This is a genomic window from Bacillus cereus group sp. BfR-BA-01360, from assembly GCF_022663595.1.
Lineage (GTDB): Bacteria > Bacillota > Bacilli > Bacillales > Bacillaceae_G > Bacillus_A > Bacillus_A cytotoxicus.
In genome coordinates this window covers 119,153-144,549 of sequence record NZ_JAKUFV010000008.1, presented here as the reverse complement: position 1 = coordinate 144,549, position 25,397 = coordinate 119,153, and the positions used below count along the sequence as shown (strand labels likewise).

Sequence of the window (25,397 nt, the reverse complement as noted above, 5' to 3'; positions counted from 1 at the left end):
ATCATTTATTTTCTTTAGGCATTTTCAATTTATGTTGAAAAGTCTGAAAGAATATAACAATATAAATATAATAATATATATTATACATTAAATTTTTAAGTGATATATCATATGTATATGAAGGAAATGTTTCTATATATATGTTCTATTTCAAATATCGAAGAAGTAGTTAGGTTCCTTATTTTTTCCCAACAATTCTTTTAAGACTTGTAATGCTATCAAACGATTGAGTTTCAATCATAAAAAGCACCTCTCAATAAGCGAGAGGTGCTTTACATTACATTACTTTTTTAATAGTATTTGTTGCTTGTTTCGTTTGCATAGCAACGTTTTCTTGTCGCAATGCTTTAAATAATGAAGTAATCATTAAAATGACAACAAATGAGAATGGCAAGGCAGCGATAATGGCTGCAATTTGCAAGGCTTTTAGTCCGCCAGCTCGTAAGAGAATAGCAGCAATGACTGCAATTGTTAATCCCCAAATTAATTTTAAATGGTTCTTTGGTGATAAGCTCCCATTGCTCGTTTGCATAGAAACAACGAATGTTGCAGAATCAGCCGATGTAACAAAGAACGTTGCGATTAACACGAGACTTATAATTGTTAAGAACGTTGAGAATGGTAAATGAGAAATAACGGAAAATAATCCGATTTCTGTGCCGTTTTTGGCGATTTCATCAGCAATTCCAAGCGATTGGAACATTTCCATATGGATAGCAGTACCGCCAAAAACGGCAAACCAAAATGTACAAATGAGTGTTGGAATGAAAACTACGCCAAAAATGAATTCTCGAATTGTACGTCCGCGGGAAACTCTTGCGATAAATGTTCCAACGAATGGAGACCAAGAGATCCACCAGCCCCAATAGAAAATGGTCCAATTCTCAATCCATGAAGAGGAGTTTTTGCTAAAGGCTCCTAATTCTAATCCCATACTTGGTAGTGATCCGATATAAGAACCTATTGTAGAGGTAAAATATTTCATAATAAAGACAGTTGGTCCAAGAAATAAAAAGGAAATGAGTAATATACTTGCTAGGGAGAAGTTTAAGTTACTCAAATATTTAATCCCACGATCTAAACCAGTCTGTGCACTTGTTAAGTACAGTATAGTAAAAATGGCGATGAGTATGAGCTGTGTACTAATGGTATTATGAATAGAAGGGAATAAATAGTTTAAGCCTCCTGCAATTTGTTGTGCACCGATTCCTACAGATGGCACAATTCCAAAGACGGTTGCTAAAACAGCTAAAATATCGACTGTTTTTCCGATAGGAGAGTTTTTCGATCGATTAAATAAAGGAGTAACTGTAGCACTAATTGTACTACCTTTTTTCATTCGAAATGTAAAGTATGCGATTGTTAAAGCAACCATTGCATATAGTGACCAAGGGAAAAGTCCCCAGTGGAAAAAAGAATATCTCATAGCAAGTTTTGCGCTTTGTTCTGTCCCAGGTTCACCAGTAAGCGGTGAACCAAGATGCGAAATTGGTTCAGCAATTCCATAAAAGAGAAGACCAACTCCCATTCCTGCTCCAAACAACATAGAAAGCCAAGACAGGTAACTGTATTTTGGTTTCTCATCATCTTTACCAAGACGGATTGAACCATATTTTGAAAAAGCTAAATAAGCAGCTAAAATAATCATTGTGGTCATAAGTAAAGAGTAAAACCATCCAAACTTATTGAGGATAAATGAGTTTAATGAAGAAGTAACACTTTGTAAATCATAGCCTTGTATCCAACTTGCTGGAATCGCACCCCATATAATAAATAATGTTGTAAGCAAGATGGAGATATAGAATACACTGTTCTTTTTTTTTATCATAGAATCCCACCTTTTATTTAATAAAGTTAATAATTATATTTATTATAACAATAACGAGTTTAAATGTCAAAAAATTCGGTTTTTAACGAATTTATAAGGTAGAGATATTGTTTGAGAAATGTTCACAATTTATCAAACAATAATATGAAATATTGCATTTTACATTATTTTACTAGTATAATATGTTAAATTTTAAGTAATTAATATAGAAATATAAAGATGAAAGGAAGTTATTATGAATAAGAAATCAAAAATTACGCAAATGATGCTCGGTATTAGTACAGTAGCTTTATCATTTGGAAGTATTCAAACACAAGTATCAGCAGAAGAAAAAATACCTTATAATGTCATGCAAATGAAGCCGATTGGAGTTGAAACTCAGACGGATCAAATTGCTCATGTTTCGCAGGAAAATAAAACATTATCTTTTGAAGAACGATTAAGAACGGGAGATTTCTCTCAACGTCCAGCTTTTGGAATGAAGAGAACGGAATCTAAACAGTTTCAAGAAAGTTATTCTATGGCTGATTTCAATAAAATGAATAATGAAGAATTGATTGATACATTGGCAAATATTCGTTGGAATCAAATCACAGATTTATTTCAATTTAATCAAGACACAAAAGCGTTTTATCAAAATAAGGAAAGAATGCAAGTTCTGATTGATGAATTAGGTCGTCGTGGGAGTACATTTACAAAAGATGATGCAAAAGGAATTGATACATTTGTTGAAGTGTTACGTTCAGCTTTTTACCTTGGTTTCTATCATAAAGAATTAAACTATTTAAATGAGCGTAGTTTCCATGATAAATGCTTGCCAGCATTAAAAGCCATTGCGAAAAATCCAAACTTTAAACTTGGGACAGAACAACAAGATACGGTAGTATCTGCATACGGGAAATTAATTAGTAACGCTTCGAGCGATGTCGAAACAGTGCAATATGCAGCAAATATTTTAAAACAGTACAATGATAATCTCGCTACTTATGTAAGCGATTTTATGAAAGGGCAAGCTGTATATAGTCTTATACAAGGGATTGATTATGATATAGATTCTTATGTGTATGCTTCGTATAAAGAAGCAAATCAAACAATGTGGTACGGTAAAATGGATGCTTTTGTAAATGAAGTGAGCCGTATTGCGCTTTTACAGCATGTAACAACAGAAAATAGTTGGTTAATTAATAATGGCATTTATTTTGCAGGTCGTTTAGGGAAATTTCATAGTGACCCAAATAAAGGATTAGCAGTTGTTACACAAGCAATGCATATGTATCCGCATTTAAGTGATGCTTATTTTGTTGCAGTAGAGCAGATTAAAACGAATTATGGCGGAAAAGATTACAATGGAAATAAAATAGATGCAGAGAAAATACGTGAAGAGGGAAAACAACGGTACTTGCCAAAAACATATACATTTGATGATGGATCTATTGTATTTAAAACAGGGGATAAAGTAACAGAAGAAAAAGTGAAGCGATTGTACTGGGCTGCTAAAGAAGTAAAAGCGCAATATCATCGTGTGATTGGAAATGATAAAGCGCTAGAGCCAGGTAATCCGGATGATGTGCTAACAGTTGTTATTTATAATAGTCCAGATGAATATAAGCTTAATAGACAACTATATGGATATGAAACAAATAATGGTGGAATTTATATTGAACAAGACGGAACTTTCTTTACATATGAACGTACTCCAGAACAAAGTATTTATAGTTTAGAAGAGTTATTCCGTCATGAATTTACTCATTATTTACAAGGGAGATATGAGGTTCCTGGTTTATTTGGAGAAGGAGATATGTATCAAAATGAGAGATTAACTTGGTTTCAAGAAGGGAATGCAGAGTTCTTTGCAGGATCTACTCGTATGAACAATGTTATTCCACGTAAAAGTATAATTAGTGGATTATCATCTGATCCTGCAAATCGTTATACAGCAGAACGAACATTATTTGCAAAATATGGTTCATGGGATTTTTATAACTATTCTTTTGCACTACAGTCCTATTTATATAATCATCGTTTTGAAATATTTGATCAAATTCAAGACTTAATTCGAGCGAATGATGTGAAGAATTATGATGCATATCGTGAGGCTTTAAGTAAGGATGCGAATTTAAATACTGAGTACCAGGCGTATATGCAAAAATTAATTGATAATCAAGAAAGATATAACGTGCCAGAGGTATCAGATGATTATTTAGCAGAGCATGCACCAAAGGCATTAACAGAAGTGAAGAAAGATATCGAGGATACAACGAATCTGAAAGGGGCAACGATTAAAAAGCATAAGTCCCAATTTTTTGATACATTTACGGTAGAAGGAACGTATACAGGTAGTACGACAAAGGGAGAAGCTGAGGACTGGAAAGAGATGAGTAAGCACATCAACCAATCTCTAGAAAAATTGACTCAGAAGGAATGGAGCGGTTATAAAACAGTTACAGCTTATTTTGTGAACTATCGTGTAAATGCAGAAAATCAATTCGAATACGATGTTGTATTTCATGGTATCGCAACAGATAGTGGAGAAAATCAAGCTCCAGTTGTAAATATAAATGGTCCATACAATGGAAATGTAAATCAAGCCATTCAGTTTAATAGTGATGGTTCCAAAGATGAGGATGGAAAAATTACTTCTTACTTATGGGATTTTGGAGATGGTACAACAACTACGGAAGCAAATCCAAAACATGTATATAAGCAGGAAGGAACATATAAAGTAACATTAACAGTAAAAGACGATAAAGGAAAAGAAGCGAAAACCGAAACAACCGTTACTGTTAGAAAAGGACACGAAACAACGGTAGAATCCGAACCAAATAATCGTCTGGAGGAAGCGAATCCTATTGCATTCCATACATTGATAAAAGGTAGTCTTATGAATGAAGATCGTACAGATATTTATACTTTTGATGTCACTTCTTCAAAAAATATAGATATTTCTGTTGTAAATGAACATAACATTGGGATGACATGGGTTCTTCATCATGAATCAGATATGCAAAATTATGTTGCGTATGGCCAAGCTAATGGAAATGATATAAAAGGGAAATTTGAAGCAAAACCAGGAAAGTATTATTTATATGTATATAAATTTGATAACGGAAATGGGACATACACATTATCAGTAAAATAAGTGTATGTCCGATGTATACGAAACTTTACTTTTTATGGGAAATGATATATTATATAAATATACAATATATCGGTTGTTTTTTAGGAGGAGCCTGTCACGACAGGCTCCTCCTGTTCTTTTTTAGGAAACCTGTACGACAGGTTTTTCTTTTAAAGAACAAATGACTGAAAATTGTGAAAAAATATCGAAAGAGGTGAAGCATACATATAAAAAAGAAGTATGAAAGAGAAAGGAGGACAGCGGGCATGTCTGTATTGGGGTATCCACTTGAGACAATTTATTTATACGGATTTATTATTATTACTATTCTTACTGTGATTTACATCTTTTTTGGAGATATTTTTGAATCTGTATTTAGCTTTGGAGGTGGATCTACTTCTATTGTCACGTTGCTACTAAGTTTCTTAGCTATGCTTTGTGGTTTTAGTTATATTGGTGAATATGTATTGTCTTTAGATAGTATCGTTATCTTTATTCTTTCGCTCTGTATATCACTGATTGGTGTTTTTATTATGAAAATATTAATTTTAAAACCCATTGCTGAATCTGAACAAAATACAGTACATGGTATGGAGGAATTTATCGGTTGCAGAGGAGAAGTCATTATTACTATTCCAAAGGAAGGATTTGGAGAAGTGTTAATTTCTTCAAAATTTGGAAGTAATGCGATACCAGCTAAAACGGTTGGAAAGCAGGATATTTTACAAGGTACACAAGTAATGATAGAAGGAGTACAAGATGGAGTACTACTTGTACGAAATATTGCTCATTCTTTAAAAAAACCAAAGTGGTAAGGAGGAGTTTACATGATTCCATTAATTATTGGTGGTGTATTACTCGCAATTTTACTTTTGCTTATTTTAGTATTTATCACGAAATATCGCACCGTTGGTCCAGATGAAGCTTTAATTGTCACAGGAAACTGGCTTGGCGGTGGTAAAAATGTTGTGACGACGGATGATGGAAAGAAAATTAAAATTATTCGTGGTGGAGGTACTTTTGTTGTACCAATTATGCAGCGTGCAGAACCTCTTAGTTTATTAAACTATAAATTAGAAGTTGGAACGCGTGATACGTATACAAAACAAGGGGTACCAGTTACTGTAAATGGTGTTTCCATTATTAAAGTAGGCTCAACAATTGAAGAAGTATCAACGGCAGCAGAACAATATTTAGGAAAAGAAACAGAAGAGTTAAAAGTGGAGGCAAAAGAAGTATTAGAAGGGCATTTACGAGCGATTTTATCCTCGATGACGGTGGAAGATGCATATAGTAATAGAGAACAATTTGCACAGAAAGTACATGAAGTAGCGTCTTCAGATTTAAAGAAAATGGGACTTCGCATCGTTTCTTTTACAATTAAAGAAATTACAGATAAAAATGGCTATTTAGATGCACTCGGTCAACCGCAAATTGCAACTGTTAAGCGTGATGCTCAAATTGCAAATGCAGAGCGTGAAAAAGAAGCGCGCATTGAAAAAGCACGTGCTGAAAAGGAAGCGAAAGAAGCTGAATATCAACGCGATGCTCAAATTGCAGAAGCAGAAAAGTATAAAGAGTTAAAAGTGCAATCATATAAGAAAGAACAAGAGCAGGCTCGTGCGGATGCGGATCTTTCCTATGAATTACAGCAAGCAAAAGCACAACAAAATGTAACAGAAGAACAAATGCGAGTGAAAATTATTGAGCGTGAAAAACAAATTGAATTAGAAGAAAAAGAAATTGCTCGTCGTGAGAAACAATATGATGCTGAAGTAAAGAAAAAAGCAGATGCAGATCGTTATGCAGTTGAGCAAGCGGCAGAAGCAGAAAAAGTAAGACAAATGAAAAAAGCGGATGCAGATCAATATAAGATTGAAGCGGAAGCAAAAGCACGGGCTGAAGAAGTGCGTGTAGAAGGGTTAGCAAAAGCAGAAATTGAAAAGGCGCAAGGGGAAGCGAAGGCAGAAGTTGAAAAAGCACAAGGTACTGCAGAAGCAGATGTTATTAGACTAAAAGGTTTAGCGGAAGCAGAAGCAAAACAAAAAATTGCCGAAGCATTTGAATTATATGGGCAAGCAGCAATTATGGATATGGTTCTGAAAATGCTTCCAAGCTATGCGAAAGAAATTGCGAGTCCGCTTAGTAATATTGATAAGATTACAGTTGTTGATACAGGCGGTGGTGGAAAAAACAGCGGTGCTGGAAAAGTTGCAGGGTATGCAACAGACTTAATGGCAACGATGCAAGAAACATTGAAAGCTTCTTCTGGTATTGACTTAAAAGAACTATTAGAAAGTTTCGCAGGAAAAGATGCGGTGGAGAAAGTAGTAAAGGAGCAGCTTCCTGTACAAGTGTTAGAAGAACAAAGGAACGATAAACAATAATAATACAAAAAGAGCTTCTGGGTCACGTATCAGAAGCTCTTTTTGTATTGTTGAAAATTAAAAAAATAGACAATCTTATATATTGTCTTCATTATTCGTTTTATATAGAATTAAAAATATATGTAAGACTTAATTATGTCATCATTTTTACAAATGGATACTATCACGAAATATCTATGAACAAAATATAAAGGAGACAGAGAAATGGAACAAGGAAAAAAGAAATTGAGAGGAATAGGTTTAAAAACGAAATTACTTGTATCATATATTATCATTTTGGTTCTTCCAAGTATTGTAATTGGTTGGACGTCTTATCTACAAGCGAAAACAAATTTTAATGATACAATTTTGGAAACAGCAAAAGATAACATAAAAATTTTAAATAATGTCATTAATAAAGAACTAGATAAGAAGCAAGTAGATGCTGAATATTTTACAAAATTATTTACCGAAGCGAGTTATCAAGGGGATCAAGTTCAAAATATACAGAATAAATTAGAAGAATATAATCAGTTACATCCAGAATTGGAGGCCATCTATACTGGATCTAATAATGGGCAGTTTATTCAATCACCGGTTACTGAAATGCCAGAAGGATATAATCCTACAGAAAGAGATTGGTATAAAGAGGCGGTGAAAAAAAACGGAGAGGTAATTGTAACAGCTCCATATAAATCCAAAACGACAGGAAACATAGTGATTACATTAGCAAAACAAAATGAGGATAAAAGTGGTGTTCTTGGTATTGATTTAATTATTAATGATATTGTAAATACTTCAAAAATGGTTAATATCGGTAAGCAAGGGTATGTAGCAATTTTTGATCAAGATACACGTGTGGTGGCACATCCAACGAAAAAGCCGGGTGAAAAATTAGAAGACTCAGCAATACAAGAGCTGTATCAAAAAGAAAAAGGAGATTTCAAATTTGTCCAAGACGGTGAAGAACGGAATGTAATTTTTGAAACAAATAAGAAAACAGGGTGGAAAATAGTAGGTATTATGCCTTCGGCAGAAATCATTCAAGCAGCTGCACCAATTTTTTTCAAAACATTAACTGTAATAGGTATTTCTTTATTAATTGGTGGGGTTTTAATTTATTTCATTATTGCATCTATTATTAAACCGTTAAAACAACTTGTTATGTCCTCGAAAAAAATTAGTGAAGGTGACTTAACAGAAAAGGTGAGTGTTCATTCGAATGATGAAATTGGGCAATTAGGGATTAGCTTTAATGAAATGGCAACAGCTCTACATGATCTAATTTCCAAAATTAATCTGTCAGCAGGCCATGTAGCAGCCTCATCAGAAGAATTAACAGCTAGTGTGAAGCAAGCAAGTGAAGCGACAGAGCAAATTACAAAAGCAATGGAGCAAGTATCAAGCGGTGCGGAAATACAAAATCGAGAAGTTGAAGATGGTGCAATGTTGCTGGAAGAAGTTACAAAAGGCATTCAACGTGTTGCGGATAGTTCTTCACTTGTATCAAATGCGTCTGCATATACAAAACAAAAAGCTGAAAATGGTGGGAAGTTAGTCGAAAAGACTGTTCAACAAATGAAATTAATTCATGAGTCTGTTTCGCAATCAGATAAAGTAATTACACTGCTCGAGGATAAATCAAAACAAATTGGAGAGATTCTTGAAGTCATTCAAAATATTGCGGAGCAGACAAATTTATTAGCACTAAATGCAGCGATTGAGGCGGCGCGAGCAGGCGAGCATGGCAGAGGTTTCGCAATTGTAGCAGATGAAGTTCGAAAATTAGCTGAGCAATCGGGGAAATCTTCAACAGAAATTGGAAAACTAGTTGTAGAAATTCAATCGGATATAAAACAAACTGTAGGTTCGATGAATCAAGTAGGAGCAGAAGTAGAATCAGGGATTGTTGTTGCGAATGAAACAAAACAAAGCTTTGCGGAAATATTACAATCTACAAATGATACTGTGTCACAAATTCATAATATGGCAGAAATCGCAAAACGTATGACGACGGATGCGAACCAAGTAAGCTCATCTATGAATGAAATTGCAGCAACAGTTGAAGAAAATGCAGCAAGTGTACAAAATATCGCTGGTTCTTCTGAAGAGCAATTGGCTTCAATGGAAGAAATTAATTCAGCAGCAGTACATTTATCACAAATGGCTGAAGAATTGCAAGAGATGATAGGGAAATTTAGAGTATAAGAGGTAAAAGCGGAGTGGGGAAGGCTACTCCGCTTTTACATTATTCATAAGTTTTATTTAGAATATTTAAAAATATAATTTGTTCAAGACAAGGGTGATAGAATAGATGAGAAAATAGAGACGTGTGAAGTAGGGAGTAGGTTTTGAATGAAAGTAATAATTGAAGAAATTTATAGCCCGTGTATCGGAGTGGTAGAAGAGATTTTTGTTGATGAGTCATCCTATGTTTATGAATGGGAAAAGTTAATGATGATTCGCAAAAATGATGGGACATTAGAAAAGGTTGCAGTTGGTATTAGCGGAAATATAAGAGCGGTAAATATAGAAGTTGGTCAAAAAGTGAATACGGACACACTATTAATAACATTAGAAGATGATTTAATCATTACAGGTTGTGAATAAAAAGGTGCGTAGAAGTTACTACACACCTTTTTTGGTTAGAGGCTCATTCCAAGCACATTCATTGTAAACTGTACAACATTTCGTTAGAAGAAATGGAATGTCTATATTTCACTTTTAATACGATAACATAAGGCGTAAAAGGAAGAACTTATAACTATTTTTGTTCCGACTATCTTCAAAAAGATAGGGAGAGAATAACAATGGGAAAAGAATTGTTGGTAACAATCAAAAGTGTTACTCCCCTTCAAGGAACTTTAACAATTCCTACATATTACGCGGAAATATATCCAGCAATTATGATGATTAGTGATGCTGGAAAATTGGATCGTGATGAAATGTTGGATGTTTACAAGTAAACTTATATAAAGAATTAGCTTATTATTGGACAGCATTAGGATTTGCGGTGTTGCGTTATGATAAGCGGAGAGTTTGTAAAAGTAAAGGGAATTATAGAAAAATAGGAATACAAGATTTAATTGATGATGCTACTTTGTGGGTTCGTTTTTTAAAAGCTCATCCGCTCATAGATCCAAAACGAATCATTATCGCAGGATATGGCGAAGGAGCGCTACTAGCACCAGCGGTTTATCTCGCTATTTTAGGGCAGTAAGACTCCCACCTCAAGATTTAGAAAGAAGCAAGGAAGATAGGGGGGAGTAGGGCTGCCTGTAACAGCCCGATTGGTGAGGGCTCATAATCAGTGGGGGATGAAGAAAACCCCCTACTGATTAAATTTTCACTTTATAGTAAGGAGTCTGTTGCTGGTTTCATTATGCTTGCAGGTGCGGTGGAACCAGCAAATTCTATATTAGAAGCAAAAATAGAAAATCATGTGAACGAGAGATGGTCTAGATTTGTAAGCTGGTTATGGAAGGTTTTCAAAATACCATATCATATGAAATTAAGAAATGATAAAATGATGAGGGAAGTACAACTTTTGGAAGAAGACAGCAGTCGGACAAAAAGTATAAAATTAGATGCCAAATGGTTAAGAGAACGGTTACAATATAATGTAATTTCATATTTAGAAAAAGTATTATGCCCAGTTTTAGCAATTACAGGAGGAAGGGATATACAGGTGCCTCCTGAACATGCGAAGCGAATTGTTTCACATGTTCATGATAAAGCAGAGTGGCATATCATTCCGAACATGAATCATGTTTTAAGAAATGCTGAACATAAGCACACAATGCTTCGATTAAGGAAGGAATATAAGGGACTTCTGGATAAAACTATTGAAGAAGAATTATTACATGTAATGAAGGAATGGTTAAAAAAACATTATCTTTCATAGGAGCTGTAAGTGTGAGGAAACAAAAGATTTTATTATGTATGTTATTGGGATTATTAATGATAGCAGTGGCTTGTGATAAACAAGAAGAACCTGAAATGAAGCCAGTTCATGTGAAAAGTGAAAAGAAACAGAAGGAAAAAGAAGAAAAGAGCATGAACTTAATGGATAAGCAATTATTGCTTTCGGCAACGCTTGGTGATACAGAAACTGCTATTAAGTTAATAAAAGACGGAGCGAATATAAATGTAACGGGTGACCAAGGAGAAACACCTATCATGGCTGCAACATATTACAATCATGTTGAAACTGTAAAGGCTTTGATTCAGGCAGGGGCTGATATTGAATTACAGGATAAAAAGCAAGACAATCCGTTTCTTTATGCAAGTACCGAAGGATATGTCGATATTGTTAGATTAACAATTGATGCTGGAACAAATGTAAGAGAAACAAACCGTTCTGGTGGGACAGCGCTTATTCCAGCTGCTGAGAGAGGGCATGTCGAAGTAGTCGAAGAGCTATTAAATCGTACAGATATTGATGTGAACGATAAAAATGATGATGGATGGACAGCTTTACTTAAGGCAATTGTGTTAGGAAATGGTAGTGAGAATCATAAACAAGTTGTGCAACTACTAATCAATCATGGAGCAGATGTAAATTTAGCGGATCGTGAAGGGATAACGCCTTTGGAGCATGCAGAAAGAAGAGGTTTTACAGAAATCGTAAATATGCTCAAAGAAGCGGGAGCGAACGAAACACTTGAAACGATAGAGTAGTATGAAAGAAAAAGTAAGAGGTCAGGAACATCATGATTTCTTACTTTTTTCTATAGTTGGAGGATCATACATAATTATTTTTATTCATCATTTCTTATCATGTGAACCTAGCTACTAGAAAGTATTATATTACTTTATATGGACAAGATATTTATGAAACATAAAAAAGAAATAAGCAAGAAGCGATTCAAATGGTGAATGGAGCAAGAAATAGATAAACAATAAGGAAAAATACTTGAAAAGCTCGAAAGAACAATAAGACTATTTGTTTTTAACGAATGAACAAGGGCGTGAAATAAAAGAATGATGCGCAATTGGAAGAAATGTATTTGCTTAATTGGAGTCGGCATCGGCAGCAGTAGTATGTACATAAATAAGAATGATATTCTGCCGATTACAGATCATAAAGAAGTGACTAAGAATATTGCTTTTTATCCAGTTTCTATAAATGATCAAACGCAGCGCTTTTTTTCAACTTCACAAAATGTACAAAAAAGAAATGAAGAAAAGGTATTATTACAACATGTTCCATTCATTAGACAAGCGCCAGAATTGGATAGAGGGTGTGAAGTAACAAGTTTAGCGATGATGTTACAGTATGCGGGTGTTACAGTTGATAAAATGACACTTGCAGAAGAAATACCTAAAATTCCGTTTTTACATAACGGTTTGCGCGGTAATCCAAATGAAGGATTTGTAGGGAACATTTATACATTTTCTGAGCCCGGGTATGGGGTATATCATAAGCCGCTTTTTCAGCTAGCAACTAAATATTTACCGAATCAAGTTGTTGATTTAACAGGTGAAAATATAGAGGGGATTTATGAAAGAATACGTGCTGGTAATCCTGTTGTGATGATTACAAATGCAACATACGCCCCATTAGATGCGGATGAATTTCGTATATGGAAAACAAAGACAGGAAATGTTTCGATTACGTACAATGAACATTGTGTTCTTCTCGTTGGCTACGATAAGGAATCGGTATACATTCATGACCCGCTTAGCAACCAACCGAGCATACGCGTATCACGAAAAAACTTTGAACAGGCATGGGTTCAAATGGGAAGTCAAGCGATTTCAATGAATGAGAAAAGATATGAACGTGAAACGACTTGATGAAATTATTTTGGATACGAGTACAGATGATACTTATGAGAAATGAACTCCTTATACTTATTTAGTCGAGTATAAATAAGAGTTTTAGAATCATGTAATCCTTTTCTAGAACCATTCAAATAAACAAGCAAGTATATATATTCAATTTTGGAATGCATCAAAAAGCGGAAAAAGAAGCGGAATGTAGTATAGATATATGCTACTGAATTCCGCTTCTTTTTTATAAGAAAGAGATATTGAACAGCAACAATTATATATAAGGATTATTCAAATGAGTGAATAGTTTTCAAACATTTAATTGACAATTTTCTAAAAAATAATCATTATATATTGTTTTATAGATTTTAATTATATAAAATAACACAGATGTTTGATATTCAACTAGAGGTGGGGGATTATGCAAAATATATGGAAACGATTTAGAGGAACAAGTATTAAGAAGAAGTTAGTTTTTGCATTTTTAATTATTTTAACTATACCTGGACTTATTATTGGTGGTGTATCATATCAGACTGCCAAGGAAAATTTTGATCAACAACTTACGAAAAAAGCAAAGGAAAATGTCGCAGTTTTAAATAGTGTGATTAAACAAAATATGGAAGCGAAATATGTGGATGCGGCGTACTTTGCAGATGTTTTAACTGAGGATACATATCCGGACGGACAAGAAGAGAGTGTAAGAACAAAATTCACACAATATATGAGGCTTCATCCAGAGGTAGAAGGCATCTATATTGGAACGCAGACAGGGAAATTTATAAGAGAGCCATTTAAGCAAATGCCCGATGGATATAATCCAGCGGAAAGGTCATGGTACAAAGAAGCGATTGAAAACAAAGGAAAAGTAATTGTTACGACTCCGTATCAGTCAACATCTACAAAAAATATGGTGGTAACGGTTGCGAAGCAAACGAAAGATGGTAAAGGTGTTGTAGGGATTAATTTAAATCTAGATAACATATTAAAGATTTCTAAAATGATAGACATCGGTAATAAGGGCTATCCTGTTATTTTAGATCAAAATAAACAAGTTGTTAGTCATCCATCAAAAAAAGCTGGTTCAAAGATTACAGATTCTTGGGTAACGCCTATTTATGAGAAAAAGCAAGGAAGCTTATCCTATACAGAAAAAGGCGATGACAAAAACATAATTTTTATAACAAATGAAAAAACAGGGTGGAAAATAGTTGGGGTTATGTTTGCAGAGGAAGTGGTTCAAGCAGCTGAGCCAGTCTTTTATAAAACATTAATTGTTATTATGATTTCTATTGTTCTTGGTAGTATTTTAGTTTATTTCCTTATACAATCTATTATAAAACCGTTACGTAAAATTGTGGATTCTGCACATAAAATTAGTAAAGGTGATTTAAGAGAAGAGCTCAAGATTTACTCGAAGGATGAAATAGGAAATTTAGCACAGTCATTCAATAAAATGTCAGATTCTCTTCGTAGTGTTATTTCAAAAATTAGCTTTTCATCAGAGCATGTGGCCGCATCAGCTGAGGAGCTAACAGCGAATGTACAACAGGCAAATGATGCAACAGATCAAATTACATTAGCGTTGGAACAAGTATCAAGCGGAGCAGAATCGCAAAGTCAAGGGGTTGAAGAAGGTGCAGCGACATTACAGCAAGTAAACATGGCAATTCAAAATTTAACAGGAAGCGTACAAGCTATTTCTGTTTCTTCATCTCATACAAGACAAAAAGCTGGTGAAGGGGAAAAACTAGTAGACCAAACGGCGAAACAAATGCATTCTATTTCTGAATCTGTTTCGCACTCAGATGGTATGGTCAAGCGTCTTGATGAGAAATCTAAACAAATTGGTGTCATTTCAGAAGCTATTCAAAGTATTGCTCAGCAAACAAATTTACTTGCTTTAAATGCAGCGATCGAAGCAGCTCGCGCAGGCGAGCAGGGACGAGGGTTTGCCATTGTGGCAGATGAGGTTAGAAAGTTGGCAGAGCAGTCAGGGGAATCATCACGTGAAATTGCTAATTTAATTAAAGAAATTAAAGCTGATATTGAGAATACTGTACAATCAATGGGATATGTAAGTGACGAGGTTCAGTGTGGATTAGAAGTTGTAAGCAAAACAAAATTAAGTTTTGTTGAAATTTTAGATTCGACAAATCATATCGTTTCACAAGTGAATCAAATGGTAGATACGACTAAGCTTATGGCAAGAGAAGCGAATGAAGTAACAAATGCAATTGATGAAATTGCAGCGGCCGCAGAAGAAAATACAGCGAGTGTGCAAAGTATCGCAGCATCTGCTGAAGAACAAGTTAGCTCGATGACTGAAATTCATTCAGCTGCGCAAAATTTAGCAGAGATGGCGGAAGAATTACAAGAAATGATTAGCGAATTTAAACTAGAATAGTATGAAATAAGTAAGGTGAAATTGTTATTGCCTTACTTATTTTTCTATCTCAAGAAGTATGATTTTGATAAACAATAGGGGAGTCAATGAAAGGATGAGAAATAGAAGGTTATTAAGTTTATGGAAAACGATTACACTGCTGGTATGCACTGTTGTTGTACTTTCTTTACTTGTAACGGATATTTTAATTAGTCACCATGTTGAGCGTACGACAGAAGAAAGCCAAGCAGAAAAAGCCAAAATAATTGCGCGTATTGTAGCGCATTCACCAATTGTGCTGGAAGGCTTAACAGGTAGAAGAGATGCAGTTGAAATTCAAACATATACGAACAGGTTATTAAAAAATACAGATGTTCAGTTTATTGTCGTTATGGATATGAAGGGAATTCGAAAATCTCATCCAAATCCTCAAAAAATCGGTCATCATTTTGTTGGAGGGGATGAGGGAACGGTTTTAAAGGGAAAAGAACATGTGTCTTTAGCTGAAGGAACGTTAGGGATTTCGATGCGCGTATTTGTACCTGTATTTTCTGAAGTAGGAAAGCAAGTTGGTGCAGTTGCTGTTGGGATTTCAGCTGATAATGTAAAAGAGAGAACGAAAGAAAGTAGACATATTATTTATATTGGGATTAGCATAGGAATATTAGTTGGAATTATTGGGGCAGTGTTATTAGCCAGACATACTAAAAAGATTTTATTTGGCCTTGAACCACATGAAATTGCAAAAATTTTAGAAGAAAGAAATACAATGCTACAATCTGTTAAAGAAGGAATTATTGCAGTAGATAAAGAAGCAAGAGTTACACTTATTAATAATGAGGCGAAGCGATTATTGAAAAAAAGTAGTCTTGAGGAAGAATGGATTGGTAAAGATGTTGAATCATATATGCCTAATTCACGTATTAAAGAAGTGTTACAGACAGGGCAAGTTCAGTTACATGAAGAGCAAAATGTTTATGGAGTTACGATTGTTACAAATAGGGTTCCTCTATATGTAGATGGTGAAATTGTTGGTGCGATTGCAACCTTTCGTGACAAAACAGAAATAAGAAAATTGGCAGAAGAAATAACAGGGATTCGATTATATGCTGAAGCTTTGCGAGCGCAGTCTCATGAATTTATGAATAAGATGCATGTTGTACTGGGGCTTACACACATGAAGCAATATGATGAGTTACAGAAATATGTGAGTAGTATGGTATCAGAGCATCAATATGAAATTGGTGGTGTTATGAAAAAAGTTAAAAATCCTGTATTTGTTGTTTTTTTACTTGGTAAACTTAGCTATGCAAGAGAGAGGAATATAGAGCTCATTGTAAGTGAGGATTCTTATTTACCAGATATATTTGATGAAAGTATGATTCATGAGCTAATCACGATTGTGGGAAATTTAATTGATAATGCATTGGATGCGGTAACAAATTGTGAAGAGAAGCGAGTTCAAATTGCAATTTATTATGAAGACACATTAATGATTGTAGTGAAAGATACAGGACATGGGATACCGACAGATCGACTTGATACAGTGTTGATGAAAGGATATTCTACAAAAGGAAAGAATCGAGGCTATGGTTTATTTCTTGTAAATGAAAGCATGAAGAGAATCAATGGGAAAATACATATTCAATCATTATTAGAAAAGGGAACAACTATCACAATTGAAATACCATATACAAAGTAGGGATGAGATACAAAGATGATTAAAGTTTTAATTGTAGAAGATGATCCGATGGTAGCAATGCTAAATAAATCTTATTTAGAGCAGATTGGGGGATTCGAACTAGTTTCAGTCGCCTACTCTGTCAAAGAAGCGATAAGAATATTAGAGAAATTAAATGTGGAATTTATTCTACTCGATATTTTTATGCCTGAAGATACAGGATTTGAGCTATTGATGTATGTTCGAAATCAAGAAAAAGAAATTGATATTATGATGATTTCAGCTGTGCATGATATGAGCAGCATTAAAAAGGCACTGCAATACGGAGTTGTAGATTATTTAATTAAACCATTTACATTTGAAAGGTTCAAAGAGGCGTTAATTGCATACCGGGAGAAGTTTCAATTTATGAAAGAGCAACAGCAGATTAGTCAATCTGAATTAGATACACTCATTCTCAAAAAGGAAAAGGTAGAAGGAAATGCAAATCAAGAGTTGCCAAAAGGACTAACAAAGCAAACATTACAACTCATTTGGCGGCAAATTGAGTTGCTTTACGGCAAGTCATTTACTACTGATGAAATGGCTCAATTAGTAGGGATCTCAAGAGTATCTATTCGGAAATATGTGAAGTTTTTAATAGAAATTGGAGTTTTAGAAAATGAAATGGTATATCAACAAGTGGGAAGGCCTGTAAGCAAATTAAGATGTATTGATCATAACAAAATAAATCTATATGTATAAGCGACTTTTACAAGTCGCTTATACTTTTTTTAATTACAAAATTGGTTACAAAACTTACAAAAACTATTTTTACTATTGGAAGCGTTTTAATATGGGAATAAGAATATAAGGGGGTGCCACATGGGAATTCAAAATAATATGGAAGCGGTATCATTTGTGGAGAGAAATGAATCAAAACAAGAAACTTTCGCTTCTCAAATGATGAATATTAAAATAGGTGTTATACCATTGCCATTATATCTTGTTCTAGCAGCTATTATTTATGGAGCATCTATATATCAGAAATTGCCTGCAGATATGATTGGTGGATTTGCCGTTATTATGATTATGGGGATTTTCTTAGGTGATATTGGAATGAGAATTCCAATTTTAAGAAATATTGGTGGTCCAGCGATTCTTTCATTATTCATTCCATCCTTACTCGTCTTTTTTAATTGGATGAATCCAGCGTCTATGGAAGCTGCAACGATGTTAATGAAGAAATCGAACTTTTTATACTTATATATTTCTTGTTTAGTAGTAGGAAGTATTTTAGGAATGAATCGAAAAGTGTTAGTGCAAGGATTTATTCGAATGTTTATTCCTTTAGTGGTGGGAACGATAGCATCTGTAGTAGTAGGACTATTAGTTGGTTCATTATTTGGATTTGAAATGAAGAGAACATTCTTCTTTATTATTGTGCCAATTGTAAGTGGAGGAATTGGAGAAGGGATTTTACCACTTTCATTAGCTTATAGTGATATTTTAAATGAATCATCAGCAACATTCGTCTCACAGCTTATTCCAGCGGCGATTATCGGGAATATGTTTGCAATTATTGGCGCGGGGTATATGAAGCGCTTAGGTGAGAAAAAGCCAGAGCTAAGCGGGAATGGTGTATTAGTAAAAACGGATAATCAAGCAGAATTACTAAAAGAACAAAATACAGAGAAGCCAATTGATTTTTCATTAATGGGAGCAGGATTATTAATTGCTTGCACATTCTTTATTTTTGGAGGATTTGCCTCTAAATTTATTGGAATTCCAGGCGCTATCATTATGATTTTTTCGGCAGCAATTGTGAAATATTTTAGATTAATGCCAGCAAAGATGGAGCAAGGGGCATTTCAATTATATAAATTTATTTCGAAAAATTTAACGTGGCCTCTAATGGTTGGTCTAGGGTTATTATATATTCCATTAAAAGATGTAGCAGAGGTTCTTTCATTTGGATATGTCGTTGTGTGTGCTTCAGTTGTTCTAACAATGATAATGTCCGGTTATTTTGTTGGAAAGATTATGAAAATGTATCCAGTTGAATCTGCGATTGTAACAGGGTGTCATAGCGGCTTAGGTGGAACAGGAGATGTTGCAATCTTATCAGCTTCTAATCGTATGGAATTGATGCCATTTGCGCAAATCTCAACACGTTTAGGTGGCGCAGCGATGGTTGTAACCGCAACAATTTTATTAAAAATGTTTTCTTAAATAACAATCGGGCAAGCTAGCTATAGAAAGATATGGCTAGCTTGTCAAATTGAGGGGAGAATATACCGATGTTAGAAAAGCAAATTAATGAGCGATCATTATTACTTCATAAAGAGTTAGTAGGAAAGATTGAAATTACGAGTAAAGTAGAAGTAAATTCAGCAGAGGATTTAAGTTTGACATATACACCAGGAGTAGCGGAGTCTTGTAAAGCTATCGCGGCCGATGAAGAGACAGCGTATGATTACACAGCACGTGGTAATATGGTGGCGGTTGTATCCGATGGGACAGCTGTACTTGGTTTAGGTGATATTGGACCGAAAGCTGCGATGCCTGTTATGGAAGGAAAGTGTATTTTATTTAAGAAATTCGCGAACGTAGATGCATTTCCGTTATGTTTGGGAACAAAAGATGTAGATGAAATCGTTACCCTTGTGAAAAATTTAGAGCCGACATTTGCTGGAATCAATTTAGAAGATATTGCAGCACCGCGTTGCTTTGAAATTGAAAAACGTCTAAAAGAGGAAACAAATATTCCAGTTTTTCATGATGATCAGCATGGAACGGCAATTGTCGTGTTAGCTGCTGTAATTAATGCATTAAAAGTTGTAAAGAAGCAAATGAATACAGTGAAAATTGTCATTAATGGTGCGGGATCAGCGGGAATAGCAATTGGTAACTTGTTATTAAAAGCCGGAGTAGAACATATAACATTAGTAAGTTTAGAAGGCATTGTTTGTGAGGGAGAATTATGGATGAATCCAGCACAAATAGAAATTGCGAAGAAAACAAATCGAGAACATGTGCGAGGATCATTAAAAGAGGCAATTCGTGAGGCGGATATTTTTATCGGTGTATCTGCTCCAAATGTATTAACAAAAGAGCTTGTACAGGCGATGAATAAAAAGCCAATTGTATTTGCGATGGCAAATCCAATTCCAGAGATATTTCCAGATGAAGCATTAGCAGCCGGAGCAGCTGTTGTTGGCACAGGAAGATCTGATTATCCAAATCAGGTAAATAATGTATTGGCGTTTCCCGGTATCTTCCGAGGGGCATTAGATGTACGTGCAACGGATGTTACAGAAGAAATGAAATTAGCAGCAGCATATGGAATTGCTAACATTATTACGGATGAAGAAAGAAATGAAAACTATGTTATCCCAAATCCGCTTGATAAAAGAGTTGTGCCAAGTGTGGCAGCGGCAGTAGCAAAAGCAGCAATTGAGTCAGGAGTAGCGCAAATTAAAAAAATACCAAGTTATGAATGCTAAAAAGGAGCCTTCTTACGAAAGAAGGCTCCTTTTTAGCAGATAAGAAATCTTTAATACAAGGAATAAGTTGTTATTCTTTATAGCATTATGAATTTTACTTCATGACAATGTTGTTCTATTATCTTGAGTAATTAAGAGTGTGAGAAGCGAATTGCGGAAATAGAAATTACTCTACATTGATAACAAGTTGCTCATAGTATTGTTTATTTATATACACATTTAAAACCCATAATCCAGCAGAAGGCAGTGACATAAGTAGAGACATTTCTTTTGTACCTGGTTGGAGTAATTTTTGTGCTGTCCAAATTTTTTCGGAGTTTTCATTTGAAAGAATAACGGGAGTTGGAGCGGTCTTCCCTTGTTTTAAAGCAATAATAGAGAATTGTCCATTTGGTATTTGGGAATCGAGAAAAACCCACATATGTTCCATTGCTTCACTCGAAGTAAATACACTATCTACAATGCCAATTTTTCCTTCAATACCTTTTAAGAGCATTTTTCCTTCGGCAAACGAAGGGCTTTCCTCCCAATTCACATCTTTTAAAACGCTAAGGTGAAAAAATGAAGGTGCGCTTGTTTGAGGTTTTGAGATCTTCATTATTTGTTTTTCGGGGGATTTTGAATCTGGTTGTATTGCTGCGCAGCCGCTCATAAGAAAGATGGATAGTATCGCAGTACTTATTTTTTTCATGTAGCCACACTCCCACTTTGTATTGTTACTGTAATTGTATTTACTAGAGAGTGGGACAATTCCTTTAAAAGGATACAAAGAGGTTATAAGTTTCGTACGACTTCTTTTTACATTTCATTAGAAATTATAGGATCAGATACGTAATTAGATATGTAAGAGTAACCAAGAAAAGCACCCTCATGTGTATGAGAGTGCTTTTCTTGGTTACACTATTTCTCTTGATCTAAGAATAATACCATATGTTCTTCGTCCCAATATTGGCCATTATATTTTAAAGAGCGTTCTTGAACGCCGAACGTTTTAAATCCTAATGATTCGTATAGTTTTTTTGCACCGTCATTTCCAACAACAACATCGAGCATAATTTGTTCGATTTCGAGTTTTTTTGCAAGTTCGATACATTCTTTAATAAGAGCGCGTCCAGCGCCAAGACCGCGTGCTTTTGGAGACACATATACAGAACCAATTTTTGCTTTATGTTCTTGTTTTACATATGGTTTTGTTTCTAGAGTTGCAACCCCGATTAATTTACCGTCTTTAAATGCACCTAGTGTATAATTTTCATCTTGTTCAAGTTTTTGCGCTTTATATTCAATCGGGCATTCTTTATTAATGATATCTTCATAAGAAGAGCTGAAAGCTTCAGGGTTTTGTTTTAATCCTTCTACACGAAGTTCTAAATAAATTTCTGCTTCATCCTTTGTTAGTACATGAATGTCCAAGTATATCATCCTCCGTATTTCTGACAAATGTAGTTATATTTTATATTGAAATAAGAATAATTTCAAAAACTTGGCTCGAATAATGGTTTTTGTTGGCGAAAAATATCGGTTTCTTTTATTTCGTTATTTGCAGGTAGCTTGAATGGTAAGGGCTTATAATCAGTGGGGATGAAGAAAACTCCCCGTCGATTCAAGCTTCACTTTATTGGATTGGTAATTTTATTAGAAATTCTGTTCCGACGTTTAATTCACTTTGGACGGTAATGGTCCCATTATGCAGTTCTACAATTTCTCTCGCAACAGCTAAGCCAATTCCTTTTCCACCTGTTGCCCTTGTTCTTGATTTATCAACACGGTAGAAGCGATCGAAAATATGAGGAAGATCTTCACTAGGAATACCTTCTCCTTCATCTTGAACACATATAGTAAAAGTATTCTCATTTTCAAGCACATTTATTGTAATGATAGATGGTTCGTGAGAATGCTGATACGCATTTTGTAACAAATTTAGCATAACTTGTTCCATGCGGCGTTCATCTATATAAACGTTCAGGTGGTCATTACAATGTAATCGAATTTGTATGTCCGTTTTAGAAAAGTTTGTTTTTGTTTTTTCAATGATTTTTTCAAGAAATGGTCTAAGAGTTACTTTTTGTTTTTTTATGATAAACTGATGCTGTTCTAGCTGGGCTAAGTCGAATAAGTCTTGTATGAGTGCTGTAATACTATCTGTTTCATCTTCGATAATTTGTAAGTATTCCTCGCGTTCTTCTTTGGACAAACCCTCTCTTTTGGCGACCTTTGCATATCCCTTCATATATGTTAGGGGAGTTAACAATTCATGCGCAACACTGGAAAGAAATTCATTTCTTTCTTTTTTCATATAAGTTAGTTCACTTGATAATTCTTCAATTGTTGTAGCCAAACTACCAAGTTCATCATTGCGTTTGATTCCTAATGCAATGGGTTTATTTAATTTAGGCATTCGCTCTGTAGCTTTTTTCATTTTAATAAGTGGGTCTGTAATAACGCGAGAAAAAAGAAAGACAGAAATAGTTGTTAAAATAAGAGTTAAACATCCAATAATAATGAATTGATTTGTTAAACGAGAAATCATTTTTTCTAAGAAAGATGTGTTTAAAAACATATGTACATATCCGGTAACTTGTCCTTTTGTAATAATGGGACTTGCAGTTGAAATGAATTTAGACTTTTTCCAGTTTGTTTCAACTGTTTTCCCATTTCTCGAAATAGATTTTATTTTACAAGCTAGTTGCTTCTTCATACTTTCTGTAACAATATCTGAAGTGGATATAATTTTTCCGCTTGTGTCTGTTATGACCATAGTTGTATCTGAATCGGAGTGAGATTCCATTAAAGTAATGATTTTAAAAGCACGTGACTCATTTCCAGTATGTATAAATTTTTCGATGATGTTTCGATACTTATTCCCTTGATTTAAAAGAGTATTTGTTTCTTCATCGATACGTAATTTCACAAGGCTTGTATGAAAAGAAACAAAGGCAATTGTTTCAATACATAAAGCTAATATTAAAAAATATGTAGCAATTTTAAGGGAAAGTTTGTCCATTTTGTTCCACCATACCTTATTTTTATATTGAATCAGTCTGTTATTAAAAATATATTTTTCCCTAATGAATCATGGCAGTTCCCCTTTCTTTTCTACGCTCGATTGAGAAATAAAAGGGAAACTGCCTTATAAGTAGTGAAATGAAATTTTGATAAAAGAAGAGATGCTATATTCAGCTGGTTGTAGTGATTAGTCACTTTTCCATTTGTATCCTACTTTATAGATTGTTTCTAAGTAGTTTTCAACAGGAAATCCTTTTTTTCTTAATTTCTCACGAATATTTCGAATATGTGAATCGACAGTACGATATTCAATATCTGTTTGATAACCCCATATTTTTTCGATTAAATCATCACGGCTGTATGCGCGATTAACATTTTGTAAAAATAGTCCTAATAATGCAAACTCAATTGGTGTAAGTGAAATCTTTTCATTATAAACAGTAACGGTATGTTTCATTTTATCCCATTCAATTCCATTGAAGCTAACAAATCCTTCTTTTTTCGTTCGGCGCAATACCGCCTCGATTCTTGCAACAAGTACTTGCTCATCAAACGGTTTAGTAATATAATCATCAGCTCCTATTGTCAATCCTTTTATCATATCGTAATTTTGATTCCGAGCTGTTAACATGATGATCGGGACATTGCTAAGTTGCCGAATTTGCTTACATGTTTCCCAGCCATCCATGTTTGGCATCATGACATCTAGCAAAATGATGTCGAACTCTTTTTGCTGGACGAGTTCAAGAGCTTCAAAACCTGATTTAGCCTTCATACAAAAATAACCACGTGGACTGAGAAATAGGTCTAACAGTTGTAACATGCGTTCTTCATCGTCTATTAACAAAATTTTTATCATATTTTTGTACACCCCAACAATTCTTTCTACTTTGTATAGTTTACATGAAAATAATAAAAAACTCTTTGCACAAAAGTAATTGACATAAAAAATGCACTACTTTTGCACAACTCTTTTTTATAATGAAAACGTAGCGACACAAAATACCCTATGTTGCGACATAACGTCATGTCATTTTAATTATAAAATGACAATTCCATTCTATTGTGTATGTGAGATAGTGAGGATTTTCGTATTCACCTCGCATCGGATAAGAAAAGGTTCCTATCTCACACTTTTTTATACAGGAGACTTCGTGCACATAGATGAAAAAGAAGATTGTTTATAAACAAGGCGTAATGCAATTATAATATGTATTGCAGTATCTGCATGAATCATTATAACGTGTGTAAATAAATTTTTCGGGATTTAATAATAAATAAAAAAGCGAATTGTTTCTGTAACTAGAAGCAACTCGCTTTTTTTTAATCCCATTATTAAAGATTTAGCGAAAAACAAAGGTGCTAGGCGGGAGGAGAGCTATCCCACGAAAAATAATTCAGGCTAATAATGAGTGAGGATGCGTTGATTTATATAATCAAGAGAAAGATTGTAATTTATATGATAAACCACGGAAGAATAGCTAAGCTTGAAGTGACAATTACCATGCTGCAAATAAAAAAAATCCGATATTTTGTTTGTTTCATTCTGTATACTCCTCTAATTATGGATTTAAATTATATAACAATTGGTTTATCCCGCTATTTTGGGGCAGTAAGACTCCCACCTCAAGATTCAGAAAGAAACAAGGAAGATAGGTGGGAGTCTTACTGCCCGTAACAGCCCGATTGGTGAGGGTTCATAATCAGTAGGGGATGAAGAAAACCCCCACTGATTAAAGTTTCGCTTTATTG

The 25,397-nt window shown here is 34.4% G+C and carries 20 protein-coding genes; 15 read left to right on the top strand and 5 right to left on the bottom strand.

Annotated features, from left to right (window positions below; translation table 11 throughout):
* Positions 1 to 277 precede the first annotated feature (277 nt).
* Entirely contained in the window at positions 278 to 1,828 is a 1,551-nt protein-coding gene (gene opuD, locus MR056_RS10150) for a glycine betaine transporter OpuD (RefSeq protein ID WP_011983596.1), read from the bottom strand.
* 235 nt (positions 1,829 to 2,063) lie between these two features.
* On the opposite strand from opuD, the gene colA reads away from it, so the two are divergent.
* The 15 genes from colA to MR056_RS10075 all read left to right on the top strand — a co-directional run bounded on the left by colA (position 2,064) and on the right by MR056_RS10075 (position 20,639).
* Positions 2,064 to 4,967 carry a collagenase ColA gene (colA, locus tag MR056_RS10145; RefSeq protein WP_048723289.1) on the top strand — a complete coding sequence of 968 codons (2,904 nt, stop codon included), beginning with the start codon at positions 2,064 to 2,066 and terminating at the stop codon, positions 4,965 to 4,967.
* Positions 4,968 to 5,212: 245 nt separating this feature from the next.
* Positions 5,213 to 5,761 (top strand): NfeD family protein, encoded by a 549-nt coding sequence (locus tag MR056_RS10140; RefSeq protein WP_011983598.1) that lies wholly within the window; start codon positions 5,213 to 5,215, stop codon positions 5,759 to 5,761.
* 12 nt (positions 5,762 to 5,773) lie between these two features.
* A complete protein-coding gene (locus MR056_RS10135) occupies positions 5,774 to 7,333 on the top strand; it encodes a flotillin family protein (protein ID WP_048723287.1) in 1,560 nt (519 codons plus the stop codon).
* A gap of 204 nt (positions 7,334 to 7,537) precedes the next feature.
* On the top strand, positions 7,538 to 9,520 hold the full coding sequence (locus MR056_RS10130) for a methyl-accepting chemotaxis protein (protein ID WP_011983600.1): 1,983 nt from the start codon (positions 7,538 to 7,540) through the stop codon (positions 9,518 to 9,520).
* A gap of 147 nt (positions 9,521 to 9,667) precedes the next feature.
* Entirely contained in the window at positions 9,668 to 9,922 is a 255-nt protein-coding gene (locus MR056_RS10125) for a biotin/lipoyl-binding protein (RefSeq protein WP_011983601.1), read from the top strand.
* A gap of 200 nt (positions 9,923 to 10,122) precedes the next feature.
* Positions 10,123 to 10,278 carry a hypothetical protein gene (locus tag MR056_RS10120; protein ID WP_157671218.1) on the top strand — a complete coding sequence of 52 codons (156 nt, stop codon included), beginning with the start codon at positions 10,123 to 10,125 and terminating at the stop codon, positions 10,276 to 10,278.
* A 50-nt stretch (positions 10,279 to 10,328) separates the two neighbouring features.
* Entirely contained in the window at positions 10,329 to 10,532 is a 204-nt protein-coding gene (locus MR056_RS10115; RefSeq protein ID WP_087097682.1) for an alpha/beta hydrolase, read from the top strand.
* A 90-nt stretch (positions 10,533 to 10,622) separates the two neighbouring features.
* Positions 10,623 to 11,216, top strand: coding sequence for an alpha/beta hydrolase (locus MR056_RS10110; protein WP_087097684.1), 594 nt, complete (start codon positions 10,623 to 10,625; stop codon positions 11,214 to 11,216).
* A complete protein-coding gene (locus tag MR056_RS10105; RefSeq protein WP_087097686.1) occupies positions 11,189 to 11,992 on the top strand; it encodes an ankyrin repeat domain-containing protein in 804 nt (267 codons plus the stop codon). The genes MR056_RS10110 and MR056_RS10105 overlap by 28 nt, the downstream gene beginning before the upstream one ends.
* Before the next feature lie 303 nt (positions 11,993 to 12,295).
* Complete coding sequence (locus MR056_RS10100; protein ID WP_087097688.1) at positions 12,296 to 13,111, top strand: C39 family peptidase; 816 nt, start codon at positions 12,296 to 12,298, stop codon at positions 13,109 to 13,111.
* A gap of 397 nt (positions 13,112 to 13,508) precedes the next feature.
* Positions 13,509 to 15,494 carry a methyl-accepting chemotaxis protein gene (locus MR056_RS10095; protein WP_048723284.1) on the top strand — a complete coding sequence of 662 codons (1,986 nt, stop codon included), beginning with the start codon at positions 13,509 to 13,511 and terminating at the stop codon, positions 15,492 to 15,494.
* Between the two features lie 94 nt (positions 15,495 to 15,588).
* Positions 15,589 to 17,175, top strand: a complete 1,587-nt coding sequence (locus MR056_RS10090; protein WP_242136551.1) for a sensor histidine kinase — start codon at positions 15,589 to 15,591, stop codon at positions 17,173 to 17,175.
* A 15-nt stretch (positions 17,176 to 17,190) separates the two neighbouring features.
* Positions 17,191 to 17,898 (top strand): response regulator, encoded by a 708-nt coding sequence (locus MR056_RS10085; protein ID WP_048723282.1) that lies wholly within the window; start codon positions 17,191 to 17,193, stop codon positions 17,896 to 17,898.
* A gap of 120 nt (positions 17,899 to 18,018) precedes the next feature.
* Positions 18,019 to 19,365, top strand: a complete 1,347-nt coding sequence (locus tag MR056_RS10080) for a 2-hydroxycarboxylate transporter family protein (protein ID WP_048723280.1) — start codon at positions 18,019 to 18,021, stop codon at positions 19,363 to 19,365.
* 68 nt (positions 19,366 to 19,433) lie between these two features.
* Positions 19,434 to 20,639, top strand: coding sequence for an NAD(P)-dependent malic enzyme (locus tag MR056_RS10075; RefSeq protein ID WP_048723277.1), 1,206 nt, complete (start codon positions 19,434 to 19,436; stop codon positions 20,637 to 20,639).
* Between the two features lie 166 nt (positions 20,640 to 20,805).
* On the opposite strand, the gene MR056_RS10070 is transcribed toward MR056_RS10075, so the two are convergent.
* The 4 genes from MR056_RS10070 to MR056_RS10055 all read right to left on the bottom strand — a co-directional run bounded on the left by MR056_RS10070 (position 20,806) and on the right by MR056_RS10055 (position 24,504).
* Positions 20,806 to 21,330 (bottom strand): DUF4871 domain-containing protein, encoded by a 525-nt coding sequence (locus MR056_RS10070; protein ID WP_011983609.1) that lies wholly within the window; start codon positions 21,328 to 21,330, stop codon positions 20,806 to 20,808.
* A gap of 209 nt (positions 21,331 to 21,539) precedes the next feature.
* Complete coding sequence (locus tag MR056_RS10065) at positions 21,540 to 22,052, bottom strand: GNAT family N-acetyltransferase (protein WP_011983610.1); 513 nt, start codon at positions 22,050 to 22,052, stop codon at positions 21,540 to 21,542.
* Positions 22,053 to 22,254: 202 nt separating this feature from the next.
* A complete protein-coding gene (locus tag MR056_RS10060; RefSeq protein ID WP_011983611.1) occupies positions 22,255 to 23,643 on the bottom strand; it encodes a HAMP domain-containing sensor histidine kinase in 1,389 nt (462 codons plus the stop codon).
* Between the two features lie 189 nt (positions 23,644 to 23,832).
* A complete protein-coding gene (locus MR056_RS10055) occupies positions 23,833 to 24,504 on the bottom strand; it encodes a response regulator transcription factor (RefSeq protein ID WP_011983612.1) in 672 nt (223 codons plus the stop codon).
* Positions 24,505 to 25,397: the final 893 nt, after the last annotated feature.

What these genes read in the sequence shown, in the direction of transcription:
- opuD (WP_011983596.1), bottom strand. Translation starts at nt 1,828, where the DNA reads ATGATAAAAAAAAAGAACAGTGTATTCTATATCTCCATCTTGCTTACA.
- colA (WP_048723289.1), top strand. Translation starts at nt 2,064, where the DNA reads ATGAATAAGAAATCAAAAATTACGCAAATGATGCTCGGTATTAGTACA.
- MR056_RS10140 (WP_011983598.1), top strand. Translation starts at nt 5,213, where the DNA reads ATGTCTGTATTGGGGTATCCACTTGAGACAATTTATTTATACGGATTT.
- MR056_RS10135 (WP_048723287.1), top strand. Translation starts at nt 5,774, where the DNA reads ATGATTCCATTAATTATTGGTGGTGTATTACTCGCAATTTTACTTTTG.
- MR056_RS10130 (WP_011983600.1), top strand. Translation starts at nt 7,538, where the DNA reads ATGGAACAAGGAAAAAAGAAATTGAGAGGAATAGGTTTAAAAACGAAA.
- MR056_RS10125 (WP_011983601.1), top strand. Translation starts at nt 9,668, where the DNA reads ATGAAAGTAATAATTGAAGAAATTTATAGCCCGTGTATCGGAGTGGTA.
- MR056_RS10120 (WP_157671218.1), top strand. Translation starts at nt 10,123, where the DNA reads ATGGGAAAAGAATTGTTGGTAACAATCAAAAGTGTTACTCCCCTTCAA.
- MR056_RS10105 (WP_087097686.1), top strand. Translation starts at nt 11,189, where the DNA reads ATGGTTAAAAAAACATTATCTTTCATAGGAGCTGTAAGTGTGAGGAAA.
- MR056_RS10100 (WP_087097688.1), top strand. Translation starts at nt 12,296, where the DNA reads ATGATGCGCAATTGGAAGAAATGTATTTGCTTAATTGGAGTCGGCATC.
- MR056_RS10095 (WP_048723284.1), top strand. Translation starts at nt 13,509, where the DNA reads ATGCAAAATATATGGAAACGATTTAGAGGAACAAGTATTAAGAAGAAG.
- MR056_RS10090 (WP_242136551.1), top strand. Translation starts at nt 15,589, where the DNA reads ATGAGAAATAGAAGGTTATTAAGTTTATGGAAAACGATTACACTGCTG.
- MR056_RS10085 (WP_048723282.1), top strand. Translation starts at nt 17,191, where the DNA reads ATGATTAAAGTTTTAATTGTAGAAGATGATCCGATGGTAGCAATGCTA.
- MR056_RS10080 (WP_048723280.1), top strand. Translation starts at nt 18,019, where the DNA reads ATGGGAATTCAAAATAATATGGAAGCGGTATCATTTGTGGAGAGAAAT.
- MR056_RS10075 (WP_048723277.1), top strand. Translation starts at nt 19,434, where the DNA reads ATGTTAGAAAAGCAAATTAATGAGCGATCATTATTACTTCATAAAGAG.
- MR056_RS10070 (WP_011983609.1), bottom strand. Translation starts at nt 21,330, where the DNA reads ATGAAAAAAATAAGTACTGCGATACTATCCATCTTTCTTATGAGCGGC.
- MR056_RS10060 (WP_011983611.1), bottom strand. Translation starts at nt 23,643, where the DNA reads ATGGACAAACTTTCCCTTAAAATTGCTACATATTTTTTAATATTAGCT.
- MR056_RS10055 (WP_011983612.1), bottom strand. Translation starts at nt 24,504, where the DNA reads ATGATAAAAATTTTGTTAATAGACGATGAAGAACGCATGTTACAACTG.